Origin of the sequence: Vibrio nitrifigilis, from assembly GCF_015686695.1 — a bacterium.
GTDB classification, from domain to species: domain Bacteria; phylum Pseudomonadota; class Gammaproteobacteria; order Enterobacterales; family Vibrionaceae; genus Vibrio; species Vibrio nitrifigilis.
In genome coordinates this window covers 512,462-524,359 of sequence record NZ_JADPMR010000001.1, presented here as the reverse complement: position 1 = coordinate 524,359, position 11,898 = coordinate 512,462, and the positions used below count along the sequence as shown (strand labels likewise).

Below are 11,898 nucleotides of genomic sequence, written 5' to 3'. Positions count from 1 at the left end.
TGGTGTACATACTGATTTTCAACGTAAAATGGCGATGTTGATACATCGCCATTTTTTTCACACCTGCTATGCTATTCTGCCCTATTTAAAGCAATATTTATCGATTCAGGAAGAATTATGTCGCTGAGCTTACGCCTCATTGCTAGTCTGCTTGCCATTGTCACCACAGTGACTAAAGCAGAACCTCTCTATTGGCACATTTCCAAGGGTGATTTAAATATTTACGTGATCGGCTCTGTCCATGTGGGAAATGAATCCATGTACCCACTACCTAAAGTGATCACTGAGTCTTTAGCACATGGTGATGGCCTCATTACAGAGGCTGATACACGCAACGCAAATCAGGTTAACTATCCACCACAAACGGTTCGTAGTGATGAAGTACTGACTGCAAAACAATTAAAGAAGCTCGATAGAATCACTAAGAAACTGGGACTAAATAGCCAGCGTTATCGCGCAATGTCCCCTTGGGTTACGGCCATTTCGATTCAAAATGTACATCTAGAACAACTCGGGTATCAATCTCGTAACGGGATTGATAATCACCTTATCGGACAAGCAACAAAAGACAATATCCCAGTCATTGGTTTAGAAACCCTACAATTTCAGATCAACTTACTGACAAAGCAAGATCAACAAGGTAAAGAGCTGTTGGTCTCTATGTTGGATGAATGGCAAACCAGTACTGCGACTATGCAATGTTTAGTTCAAAGTTGGAAAGCAGGTGACAAGAAAAATTTATTACGCTTTGCTCAAGCGGATTCTATGCCCAACCAAATGAAACAGAATGTACTAAGCAACCGTAATCAAGACTGGGCAGATAAAATAAACTCGAAGACTTTTTTGCCCAATCAAAATGGTCACTACGTAATGGTGGTGGGTATGTTACACCTCATCGGCGAAGGAAATGTTTTATCACTACTTGAAAAACAAGGATTTAAAGTAGAGCGCCTCAATCGTTCCAGCCAAGCAAACTGTGATTTTCCCAAATAGGATTGAGCTCGAAACACGACTCTGCGTTAAAAATAAAAGGCACCCGACCCAAGATGCTGGGAATCTATTATTCCTAAATGAAAAAAGCCCCGACATTGCTGCCAGGGCTTCTTTAAATATGGTCGGTGAAGAGGAATTCGATGCGACTGGGCGTCCAGCCCCCGACCCAAAAAGCTGGGAATCTATTGTTCCTAAATGCAAAAAGCCCTGACATTGCTGTCGGGGCTTCTTTAAATGTGGTCGGTGAAGAGGAATTCGATGCGACTGGGCTTCCAGCCCCCGACCCAAGATGCTGGGAATCTAACATTCCTAAATGCAAAAAGCCCCGACATTGCTGTCAGGGCTTCTTTAAATGTGGTCGGTGAAGAGGAATTCGATGCGACTGGGCTTCCAGCCCCCGACCCAAGATGCTGGGAATCTATTGTTCCTGAATGCAAAAAGCCCTGACATTGCTGTCAGGGCTTCTTTAAATATGGTCGGTGAAGAGGAATTCGATGCGACTGGGCTTCCAGCCCCCGACCCAAGATGCTGGGAATCAATCATTCCTAAATGCAAAAAGCCCCGACATTGCTGCCAGGGCTTCTTTAAATATGGTCGGTGAAGAGGAATTCGATGCGACTGGGCTTCCAGCCCCCGACCCAAGATGCTGGGAATCAATCATTCCTAAATGCAAAAAGCCCCGACATTACTGTCAGGGCTTCTTTAAATGTGGTCGGTGAAGAGGAATTCGATGCGACTGGGCTTCCAGCCCCCGACCCAAGATGCTGGGAATCTAACATTCCTAAATGCAAAAAGCCCCGACATTGCTGTCGGGGCTTCTTTAAATGTGGTCGGTGAAGAGGGATTCGAACCCCCGACCCTCTGGTCCCAAACCAGATGCGCTACCAAACTGCGCTATTCACCGAGATATCGCTCAACCGGAATGTTTATTACCGGGAACGGATGCGTATATTACTCATTCTTTTCTGCGGTGCAAGACTTTTATTGAAAATAAAATCCGTTCGTTCAAAATACACGCAACCCAAGCAAAATGTGACTAAATTCCCACCGTTTCATGTTGAATCTCCGACAATTCATCGCGTTTGATCTAGATCAGTGTTGCTCTGACCGGGACAATTTAACGTAACATTCGTCTTCGATACTTTGGAAGCAAAGCGCCTGCTACCCCCTCCAGATTGGCAATTCTGTGGGTTAACTCGGTGATAATGGATATTCTCGATTATCTGGTTGTCTTTCTTCAACACAAAGTCCTGAACGACAAATCTCCTCACTAGATCGCTTAGCACCTATTGAAAAATAGAGTGACGCTACGCACCGGAGTAGACCTTTTTCTGCTCCGGTTTTTTATTGTGCGAATGATCAAATTGCGTTTTCGATTGGTATACTCTTGATTATGTAGTTGCTAATGTCGAGATGCCTTCCTATGTCTCAAGATGATTTCGAGCTATTTCAACAAATGATGGGCGATGTTAAACCGCTTAAAACCAATGATGTTGCTGAACATCAAAAAACAATTCAAGTCACAGACGCGCAACTGGCACGGCGAGAAGCGGCCACTAGCCTAGATGAACGTGACTCGGATTATTTATCCCTTGATAATGCACCAATGATCAAACCGGAAGATCTCATTGAGTTTAAACGGGATGGTGTACAAGATGGTGTATTTCGAAAACTGCGTTTAGGCAAATACCCGATCCAAGCACGACTTGATTTGCATCGTAAAACCTTAAAGCAAGCAAGAGATGAAGTGGTGAATTTTCTTCGTCAATGCATGCGAATGGATATAAGAACCGTCATCATTGTTCATGGTAAAGGAGAACGTTCTAACCCTCCGGCATTGATGAAAAGCTATCTATCATATTGGTTAACCCAAATAAAAGAAGTGCAATGCGTTCATAGTGCTCAGCGTTTTCATGGAGGAACAGGAGCGGTATACGTTTTATTGCGTAAGAGTAATGATAAAAAACTGGAAACACGCGAACGTCATCAAAAACGACTTGGCTGAAAACTAAGAACTGTTAGAATGCGCGCTCTTTTGAGAAAGAGCGCTGACCGTGTAGCTCTTTATTCGTAATGTTATACGCCGGAGATTGTCCATGTCACAGCCTGCTGAAAAGCGCCTCAATAAATACATCAGTGAAACTGGCTTTTGCTCACGCCGCGAAGCGGACAAGCTGATCGAACAAGGCCGTGTCACAATCAATGGCCAGCGTCCAGAAATGGGCACCAAAGTGTCACCAACAGATGAAGTGTGTGTGGATGGCAAAGTGGTGGGCAATAAAAAACAACGCCCAATCTATATTGCATTGAATAAACCCACAGGCATTACTTGTACAACTGAACGTGATATCCCAGGTAACATTGTTGACTTTATTGGTCACTCACAGCGTATTTTCCCCATTGGTCGTTTAGATAAACCCTCTGATGGTCTTATTTTTCTGACCAATGATGGCGATATCGTGAATAAGATACTGCGCGCAGGTAACAATCACGAAAAAGAGTACGTCGTCCGTGTTAATAAACCAATTAGCGACGAGTTTATTAAGAATATGTCCACTGGTGTCAATATTCTTGATACGGTAACCCTTCCTTGCCAAGTCACAAGGGAAACCAAATTCAGTTTTCGTATTGTATTAACTCAAGGACTTAATCGTCAGATTCGTCGTATGTGTGAAGCGTTGGGCTATGAAGTATTTAAACTACGTCGAGTACGTATTATGAATATTTCGCTTGATGGATTACCCAATGGTGAATGGCGCTACTTAAGTGACGAAGAAGTCTCAGAGATACTTGCGATGTGTGAAGATTCGAGTGGTACAGAAGAGGCGTCAAAACAAACGGTTCAAGGCCAAAAGATTCGCCGTGCAACACACGCTAAAGTGTTTGATAGCAGAGAAGAAAACCAAACGTCTAAAGCACGTCGTAATCAAAAAGCTAGAACTTATCGCGGTAATAATGCCGACGAATTTCGTCATGCACCTAACTCTAAAAAAGGTCGTGAGCGTAATAACACCAATGCTCATAAATCAACAGGAAAGCCAGCTCAGCAGCGCCGTTCTAATGACAACACCACACCTCGAAAAAAGGTTGGCGGTACATTGAGTTTAAAAAAATAGATGCAGATGAACCTTAGCGCTTAATAGGTTTTTGGCATTAAAAAAGGAGCAAGATGCTCCTTTTTTATTAATCACAAAATCAGTGTTATTTTGTGCCAAAAATCTTATCGCCTGCATCACCTAAACCAGGAACAATATAGCCTTTGTCATTCAACTTTTCATCAATGGCAGCAGTATATAGCTCGACATCTGGATGCGCTTTTTCAAGTGCTTCAAGACCTTCTGGAGCAGCAACAAGAACTAAGACCTTGATATGATCACAACCATGCTCTTTTAGCAGGTCAATAGTCGCAATCATAGAACCACCAGTTGCTAACATTGGATCAACAACCAACGCCATACGCTCATCGATATTAGTCGCAAGCTTATTAAAGTATGGAACTGGCTCTAATGTGGTTTCATCACGATAGACACCAACAACGCTAATACGAGCACTTGGGATATGCTCTAACACGCCATCCATCATACCTAAACCAGCACGTAGAATTGGAACAACTGTAACTTTTTTACCTTTAATTTGGTCGATTTCTACCGGCCCCATCCACCCTTCGATGGTTACCTTTTCTGTTTCAAAGTCTGCAGTTGCTTCGTAAGTGAGAAGACTGCCAACTTCTGTGGCTAACTCACGAAAACGTTTAGTGCTGATATCACCTTCGCGCATCAAACCAATTTTATGTTTTACTAGCGGGTGTTTTACTTCAACAACTTTCATTTCCATCTCCGGCATAATTTAAACAAACCTTCTGATTATACACAGATTCGTTGTTGATTTATATTTTCTCTCCATATATCAACCTAAGTCTCTATTGCATCAATAAAAAAGATTAATAATTTCTACCACTATGCTTCGGCAGGATGCATAAAAATCTTATAAAAAATCCGACGCAAACGTTTTCCTTTTTGTTTTAAGCCCTGTAGAATAGCGCCGTTTCCATATCCAACTAGACCGAGGAATTTCCCCGTGAGCGGTAATAACACTTCTTTAAGCTACAAAGACGCTGGTGTAGATATTGATGCAGGCAACGAGCTTGTTAATCGTATTAAAGGTGCAGTAAAACAGACACGTCGCCCAGAAGTAATGGGTGGTATCGGTGGTTTTGGTGCTCTGTGTGAACTACCAACGAAATACAAGCAACCTGTTTTGGTTTCAGGTACAGATGGTGTAGGTACTAAACTACGTCTTGCTTTAGATATGAAAAAGCACGATACCATTGGCATCGACCTTGTTGCTATGTGTGTGAACGACCTTATCGTTCAAGGTGCAGAACCACTGTTTTTCCTTGATTACTATGCAACGGGCAAACTCGATATTGATACAGCTGCAGACGTTGTATCTGGTATCGCGGATGGTTGTCTACAAGCAGGCTGTGCACTTATCGGCGGTGAAACTGCTGAAATGCCAGGAATGTACGAAGGCGAAGATTACGACGTTGCTGGTTTCTGTGTTGGTGTTGTTGAAAAAGAAAACATCATTGATGGCACTAAAGTAGCTGCTGGTGATGCACTTATCGCTGTAGGCTCTAGCGGTCCTCACTCAAATGGTTACTCTCTAGTTCGTAAGATTCTCGAAGTATCTAAAGCGGATAAAAACGAGCTATTGGACGGAAAACCTGTCGGTGAACATCTGCTTACTCCAACCAAGATCTACATCAAATCAGGTCTAAAATTGGTTGAAGAACATGACATTCACGCTATTTCTCATATTACTGGTGGCGGCTTCTGGGAAAATATCCCACGCGTTCTTCCTGAAGGAACTAAAGCTGTTATCGATGGAAATAGCTGGGAATGGCCTTCAATTTTCAAATGGTTACAGGAAAAAGGTAACGTTGATACTCACGAAATGTACCGTACCTTTAACTGTGGTGTTGGTCTAGTGATTGCTCTTCCTGCCGACCAAGCCGATGCTGCCGTCGAACTTTTACAAAAAGAAGGTGAAACTGCGTGGGTAATCGGTACAATTGCGACAGCAGAATCTAACGAAGGTCAAGTAGAGATAAATTAACCTATGAAAAGTGTAGTTGTTTTAATTTCAGGAAATGGTACTAACTTACAAGCGATCCTTGATGCTTGTGATTCAAGCATTAAAGACGGTAAGGTGACGGCTGTTTTTTCTAATAAAGCAACGGCTTACGGGTTAGAACGTGCAAAAAAAGCAGGTGCAGAACCAGTATTTCTTGACGCAAAAGCCTTTGATACTCGCGATGCTTACGATCGCGAGTTAATGCGTCAAATGGATGAATTTAATCCAGACCTAGTGGTACTTGCTGGCTTTATGCGTATCTTGAGTGGTGAATTCGTTCGCCACTATAAAGGTCGAATGATCAACATTCACCCTTCTCTACTACCTAAATACCCAGGCTTAAATACCTATCAACGTGCCATTCTAGCTGGTGATGAAGAGCACGGAACGAGTGTGCATTTTGTCACCGAACAGCTTGATGGAGGTCCTGTTATCCTTCAAGCAAAAGTGCCTATCTTTGATGAAGATACAGTGGAAGTCTTAACTGAACGTGTTCAAGCCCAAGAGCACCGTATCTACCCATTGGTTGTACAATGGTTTGTCGAAGGTCGTTTAGACATGAAAGATGGCAAAGCTTACTTAGATGGCAAAGCGTTAGGTATTCACGGCCACGCATACGAATAAATATAATTCGTTATTGTAAGAATAAAAAAAGGTTGGTACTCACGTATCAACCTTTTTATTTTGTCCTGACTATACCTATGCTTTACATTCTTAACAGAACCAATCTTATTCTAATAGCTCTGTCGGCGCTTGATTTCCTGGTTTTGGTGCAGCAAATGGAACATCTTTCAAGTCGTCCATATTGGTGGCAATACGCTTTCCAAAATGAAACAGACCATATTCTCCCGGCTTCATGCGTTGCCAGTTTTCATTACCAGTTAATGGTTGAGTAGCGATAACCGAGACGACGTCTTCAGGAGTTGTTTCTTCTTGGAAATTAACCTCGACATCTTCATCAAGCAAAGTAGCATTACCAAAAGGCGCTTGACGAGTAATCCAATACAAATGATTGGTGCAATAGGTCATCAGATATTCACCATCTGATAACAGCATATTGAATACGCCCTTCTCTTTTAACTGATCGCACAGTGCTGCCACATAACGGAACACATCAACCATATCTTTCGGCGTTTCAGGAAATCTCCTTTCCATCTGTTCCAATAACCAACAAAACGATTTTTCACTGTCTGTTTGGCCAACCGGACGGTGGTTACCCGTTGGTAAGTCTTGATAATCGGTGAGCTGACCATTATGCGCAAAGGTCCAGTAACGCCCCCATAACTCGCGAGTAAAAGGGTGGGTATTTTCTAAACTGACACCGCCTCGATTAGCTTGGCGTATATGGCTAATCACAGCCCGGCTTTTGATTGGATAACTTTGGACAAGCTGAGCAATTTTAGATTGGCAACTTGGGGCAGGATCTTTAAAAGTGCGAAAACCTTTGCCTTCGTAAAAGGTGATTCCCCAACCGTCTCGATGAGGACCTGTACGCCCCCCTCGTTGAATTAGGCCGGTAAAACTGAAACAGATATCTGTAGGCACGTTCGCGCTCATGCCAAGCAATTCACACATGGTTTAAATTACTCCTCACTTTAAACCATCATTCAAACTGAAATAGAGGCCGAAAAAATCGGCCTGTTTGTCAGTTCCATAGCAGCGATTAAGCCATTTCTTTTTCAATCAACTGAATAACGATATGGATAATTTTAATATGGATTTCTTGAATACGGTCAGCATAACCAAAGTGTGGTACGCGGATTTCAACATCAGCATAACCCGCCATTTTACCGCCATCTTTACCCGTTAATGCGATGGTTTTCATGCCTTTTGCTTTTGCCGCTTCAATCGCTTTTAAAATGTTACCCGAGTTACCTGAAGTAGAAAGACCAAACAAGACATCTCCTTTTTGACCAACCGCTTCGACATAACGAGAAAACACGAAATCATACCCAAAATCGTTACTCACACATGATAAATGGCTCGGATCAGAAATCGCAATACCTGGATAACCCGGGCGATTTTCACGGTAACGACCCGTTAGCTCTTCAGCAAAATGCATAGCATCACAATGAGAACCACCATTACCACACGATAGTACTTTACCACCCTGTTTAAATGAGTCAGCAATTAACTTTGCCGCAGCTTCGATTTGCTGAATATTATGTTCATCACTCAAAAACTTGTTTAGCACATCGGCAGCTTCGGTTAATTCGTTCTTGATTAAATCATGGTACATAGGGATCAGTCTCTTTATTATTCACTGTAAGGTGGTTTTGCTCATAGAGAACAAAGCGGTCAACGCCGAAGAGTTTACCCGAAGGAAAACGGCTGTCGATAGCTAACACCAAAGATTTACCTAATTTCACTATTTTTGGACAATTAAAAAGCAATTATATAGAAAGGCTAAAACTCGTATTAGCAAAACAGAATGAGTACTGCACACTACTTCTTCGGCATATCTAATTGTAGCTCGGGCTGCAATGCTTTTTTCGCTTTGATTTTGCGCACAACAAACCAAACGAGTAATGCGAGAAGGATGACGACCACATTCCCGATAGCGATCATCATAATGCCACGTTTTCGTGCATCAGATCGGGCTTGCAACTGTGCTTTTTCCAACTCAATTTTCTTTCGCTCAGCCGCTTCTTTTTCCTGCATTAATCGGGTCTGCTCGAGATCAACTTCATGGACGATACTGTAGCTCTGTTCGCTAATAGGGAAGACTAGTGGGCGCTTGGAAGCCAAATCGTTAGCATACAGAGTACCAGACCACGTATACTGGCCATATTCACCAGAATTGGGAATATTGACCGATACTTTTAAAGAATCAGGTTCTGATTGACCATCAAAATGACTCATTGCCCCTTTGGGATCTTTATGATCAATTTGTGTAGCAAGTGAGCCAGGCTCTAACATTCCTTGTTCACCACTTAATACAATTTGATGCGGTTGATTCACCTGTCGCGATTGGATGAAAGTCGCTTCGTATGGCGTTGGATAAACGAGAACTTCGCTCTCTTGTGCTCGGAGAAAAACACCATTACCTGACGTAATGCGCACACGATACTTACCGGGTTTGGAATGAATTTTCAATCCAACCGTAAATACCCCATCCCCCGCTTTTTCATCCAAACCTCGCCCATCATCTTCAAACTCACCAATAACATCAGGAATAGGACGAGCTTCTTTCGCCAATGCGGCTTCATTCTCGATAAATTTGGTAAATGTTACTTTCAATTTTACGCGATCTAAGAAATCTCTTAATTGCAGCGGCTTATCATCCGAAGTTAAACGAGCAGTAAATTTAATTTCTTCACCTTGGTAAACACGCTCAGGAAATGAATCTGAGGACAACTTTAAGTTAGAGATAAGCTTAATATGATTTTCTGGTGTGACTTTACCTACCGCTTGCCATGGCCCTGGCATCGGCTTTTCTATCGAGATAATATCCATTGAAGGCTCTTGATACCAACGTACATTATCTGGCGCTTTCCATGCGTAATATTTATGCCCGTCAGGGCGAACAAGGACAACAGGTCGCGACGATTTCTCGCGATAGATAACGAACGTAATCTGGTCGATACTAGGATCAACTCTAAACCGGTTATCTAACAGATGAATGACTGAAGGTCCAGCAGCCCAAATATTGAAGCTGATCACCAACGTCAAAAATCCTGTTATCCCCTTCCACATATTTACTGACCCCAGAGGCTATTATCCACTAACTTCATTCTTTCTTCGTGTGCTTGAACTTCATCGGCCGAGGCATACAAAACCTTTAGTGGTTTTCGATCAGAAGCGACTCTTTTTATTGGGTTTGCTCCCATTTCTCCCCCGTCATTAGCGCCAGCATTAAATTGCATTGATGTCTGGCCACCTGTCATCATTAAGAAGACATCGGCCAAGATTTCCGCATCGAGCAACGCCCCGTGAAGAGTACGATGTGAGTTATCTATACCATAACGTTCACACAGTACGTCCAAGTTGTTCCGTTTCCCTGGGAAGATTTTCTTCGCCATTGCCAAGGTATCGGTAACTTTACATAGGTCATCCGTTTTAACCGCGGCTCCACTGAGTTTAGCAAACTCATAATCCATAAAGCCCACATCGAAGGGCGCGTTATGGGCAACTAACTCTGCTCCACGAATAAATTCGAGAAATTCTTCATGCACCTCTTTATAGAGGGGTTTATCCACTAAGAATTCATCAGTAATACCATGGATTTCGATCGCTTCTTCTTGAATTGTGCGATCGGGTTTTAAATAGACGTGAAAATGTTTTCCGGTCAGTTTACGATTAATGATCTCTACCGCACCGATTTCAATAATCCGATGCCCTTCGTAGTGAGGTCCACCTTCGCGGTTCATACCTGTGGTTTCAGTATCGAGAACCACAATGCGGTTGTATTCTGAATTGCTGCTAGTATTCATTACAATATATATGTCAGACTATGCCAATTGTGTGCGTTAACCAATAGTATCAAATCATGAAGAAACAGGTGGAAATTTTCACTGATGGTTCTTGTTTAGGTAATCCCGGACCTGGTGGTTACGGAATCGTCATGCGCTATAAACAAGTGGAAAAAACATTATCCAAAGGGTACAAGCTTACAACCAATAATCGTATGGAAATGCTGGCAGCGATTGTTGCGTTGCAATCTTTAAAAGAGCCCTGCCATGTAATTTTAACCACGGATAGCCAATATGTTCGTCAGGGCATAACTCAGTGGATCCATAATTGGAAAAAACGCAATTGGAAAACTGCGGATAAAAAACCCGTCAAAAACGCGGATTTATGGAAAGCATTAGACCAAGAAACCGAGCGCCATAAAATCGATTGGCACTGGGTTAAAGGACATGCAGGGCATCGAGAAAACGAAATGTGTGATGAACTGGCTCGAACCGCTGCAGAAAATCCAACAGAAGAAGACCACGGTTACCAACCCAATTAATGTCCTACTCCCCAAATAGCTATCTATTTGGGGTTTACTTTAATGACTTTCTGATGACGTATCACACGATGTTGAGTGGTACTTTCCAGAATCCTCAACTCGATAATTTAACCCCACAGGATAAAACCGACGTTTAAAACGCCAATGAGGTTTAATCGGTTGCAATGGGTAAGTGCGCTTTTTCGCAACAATAAAGTACAAACAACCAAATGATGACGCCCAGTGCCCCATGGAACTCTCTAACCAAGTCCACATCGCACGATATTTATAAATGGGAAACACAGCGTATTGGTCACAGGTGAGCACTTGATAATTGAGCAAACCCAGCCAATCTTTGATTCGATTTGGGGTAAACATGCGTCCGCTCCATGGCAAATTATTTTTTCTCCATGGTAATAACCGGCTCATTCCAATCCAACTTACAGGATTAAAGCCAGTTATAATCACGCAACCATCATCGATCAAAACTCGGTCAACCTCGCGCAACAAGCGATGTGGGTCATTACAGTAGTCGAGTTGATGAGATAAAATAACAGCATCAATGCTTTTTTCGAGAAAAGGCAACTCATAACTATCGGCAATCACCGTATGCAGCGAGTTTTCAATATCCATATGAACTTGGTGTTGAATATTGCAGTTACTACTGGCAAGCTCACAACTCAAACCACCTAATTTGAGCAAGTGATAGCCAAACAGTTTCGGACACCATTCATCAAGGCGCATTTGGATAGTTTCACTGACCCATTGGCCATTTTTTAACTGTGACCAAGAGTGGGGATGCTCAATATTACGTTTACTGCGTGCTGGTTTCATTG

12 protein-coding genes and 1 tRNA gene are annotated in these 11,898 nt (G+C 42.6%); 6 read left to right on the top strand and 7 right to left on the bottom strand.

The features are described from left to right. Nucleotides 1-117: 117 nt before the first annotated feature. Nucleotides 118-993, top strand: a complete 876-nt coding sequence (locus I1A42_RS02295) for a TraB/GumN family protein (RefSeq protein WP_161152949.1) — start codon at nt 118-120, stop codon at nt 991-993. A gap of 827 nt (nt 994-1,820) precedes the next feature. Here I1A42_RS02295 and I1A42_RS02290 read toward each other — a convergent pair. Continuing rightward, nucleotides 1,821-1,897: transfer RNA gene (locus tag I1A42_RS02290), tRNA-Pro, on the bottom strand. A gap of 519 nt (nt 1,898-2,416) precedes the next feature. Between I1A42_RS02290 and smrA the strand changes: the two genes are divergently transcribed. Both smrA and rluF read left to right on the top strand, forming a co-directional pair. Continuing rightward, nucleotides 2,417-2,998, top strand: coding sequence for a DNA endonuclease SmrA (smrA, locus tag I1A42_RS02285; protein WP_161152950.1), 582 nt, complete (start codon nt 2,417-2,419; stop codon nt 2,996-2,998). A 91-nt stretch (nt 2,999-3,089) separates the two neighbouring features. Next, the gene (gene rluF, locus I1A42_RS02280; RefSeq protein ID WP_161152951.1) at nt 3,090-4,109 is read left to right on the top strand and encodes a 23S rRNA pseudouridine(2604) synthase RluF; all 1,020 of its coding nucleotides are present in this window, start codon (nt 3,090-3,092) and stop codon (nt 4,107-4,109) included. 85 nt (nt 4,110-4,194) lie between these two features. Here rluF and upp read toward each other — a convergent pair whose 3' ends face one another. Beyond that, nucleotides 4,195-4,821 carry a uracil phosphoribosyltransferase gene (gene upp, locus I1A42_RS02275; protein ID WP_161152952.1) on the bottom strand — a complete coding sequence of 209 codons (627 nt, stop codon included), beginning with the start codon at nt 4,819-4,821 and terminating at the stop codon, nt 4,195-4,197. Between the two features lie 249 nt (nt 4,822-5,070). Here upp and purM point away from each other — a divergent pair, with 249 nt between their 5' ends. Together purM and purN are read left to right on the top strand one after the other, a co-directional pair. Further along, nucleotides 5,071-6,111: a phosphoribosylformylglycinamidine cyclo-ligase gene (purM, locus tag I1A42_RS02270; RefSeq protein WP_161152953.1), complete on the top strand. Its 1,041-nt coding sequence runs from the start codon at nt 5,071-5,073 to the stop codon at nt 6,109-6,111. A gap of 3 nt (nt 6,112-6,114) precedes the next feature. Next, nucleotides 6,115-6,753 (top strand): phosphoribosylglycinamide formyltransferase, encoded by a 639-nt coding sequence (purN, locus tag I1A42_RS02265; protein WP_161152954.1) that lies wholly within the window; start codon nt 6,115-6,117, stop codon nt 6,751-6,753. Nucleotides 6,754-6,858: 105 nt separating this feature from the next. Here purN and I1A42_RS02260 read toward each other — a convergent pair whose 3' ends face one another. The 4 genes from I1A42_RS02260 to dnaQ form a co-directional block, all read right to left on the bottom strand. Beyond that, nucleotides 6,859-7,704, bottom strand: coding sequence for a class II glutamine amidotransferase (locus I1A42_RS02260; RefSeq protein ID WP_161152955.1), 846 nt, complete (start codon nt 7,702-7,704; stop codon nt 6,859-6,861). Between the two features lie 88 nt (nt 7,705-7,792). Continuing rightward, a complete protein-coding gene (gene lpcA, locus I1A42_RS02255) occupies nt 7,793-8,368 on the bottom strand; it encodes a D-sedoheptulose 7-phosphate isomerase (RefSeq protein WP_161152956.1) in 576 nt (191 codons plus the stop codon). A 206-nt stretch (nt 8,369-8,574) separates the two neighbouring features. Beyond that, the gene (locus tag I1A42_RS02250) at nt 8,575-9,825 is read right to left on the bottom strand and encodes a TIGR03503 family protein (RefSeq protein ID WP_196122545.1); all 1,251 of its coding nucleotides are present in this window, start codon (nt 9,823-9,825) and stop codon (nt 8,575-8,577) included. 2 nt (nt 9,826-9,827) lie between these two features. Next, on the bottom strand, nt 9,828-10,562 hold the full coding sequence (dnaQ, locus tag I1A42_RS02245; protein WP_196122543.1) for a DNA polymerase III subunit epsilon: 735 nt from the start codon (nt 10,560-10,562) through the stop codon (nt 9,828-9,830). Nucleotides 10,563-10,618: 56 nt separating this feature from the next. On the opposite strand from dnaQ, the gene rnhA reads away from it, so the two are divergent. Then, a complete protein-coding gene (rnhA, locus tag I1A42_RS02240) occupies nt 10,619-11,083 on the top strand; it encodes a ribonuclease HI (protein WP_161152960.1) in 465 nt (154 codons plus the stop codon). Between the two features lie 39 nt (nt 11,084-11,122). Here the strand turns inward: rnhA and I1A42_RS02235 are convergent, their stop codons facing one another. Then, the gene (locus I1A42_RS02235) at nt 11,123-11,896 is read right to left on the bottom strand and encodes a class I SAM-dependent methyltransferase (protein WP_161152961.1); all 774 of its coding nucleotides are present in this window, start codon (nt 11,894-11,896) and stop codon (nt 11,123-11,125) included. Between the last annotated feature and the right edge of the window lie 2 nt (nt 11,897-11,898).

Excerpts from the sequence above, each read along its gene's own strand:
- dnaQ (WP_196122543.1), bottom strand. The coding sequence starts at position 10,562 with ATGAATACTAGCAGCAATTCAGAATACAACCGCATTGTGGTTCTCGAT.
- rluF (WP_161152951.1), top strand. The coding sequence starts at position 3,090 with ATGTCACAGCCTGCTGAAAAGCGCCTCAATAAATACATCAGTGAAACT.
- I1A42_RS02250 (WP_196122545.1), bottom strand. The coding sequence starts at position 9,825 with ATGTGGAAGGGGATAACAGGATTTTTGACGTTGGTGATCAGCTTCAAT.
- lpcA (WP_161152956.1), bottom strand. The coding sequence starts at position 8,368 with ATGTACCATGATTTAATCAAGAACGAATTAACCGAAGCTGCCGATGTG.
- rnhA (WP_161152960.1), top strand. The coding sequence starts at position 10,619 with ATGAAGAAACAGGTGGAAATTTTCACTGATGGTTCTTGTTTAGGTAAT.
- I1A42_RS02235 (WP_161152961.1), bottom strand. The coding sequence starts at position 11,896 with ATGAAACCAGCACGCAGTAAACGTAATATTGAGCATCCCCACTCTTGG.
- I1A42_RS02295 (WP_161152949.1), top strand. The coding sequence starts at position 118 with ATGTCGCTGAGCTTACGCCTCATTGCTAGTCTGCTTGCCATTGTCACC.
- I1A42_RS02260 (WP_161152955.1), bottom strand. The coding sequence starts at position 7,704 with ATGTGTGAATTGCTTGGCATGAGCGCGAACGTGCCTACAGATATCTGT.
- smrA (WP_161152950.1), top strand. The coding sequence starts at position 2,417 with ATGTCTCAAGATGATTTCGAGCTATTTCAACAAATGATGGGCGATGTT.
- upp (WP_161152952.1), bottom strand. The coding sequence starts at position 4,821 with ATGAAAGTTGTTGAAGTAAAACACCCGCTAGTAAAACATAAAATTGGT.
- purN (WP_161152954.1), top strand. The coding sequence starts at position 6,115 with ATGAAAAGTGTAGTTGTTTTAATTTCAGGAAATGGTACTAACTTACAA.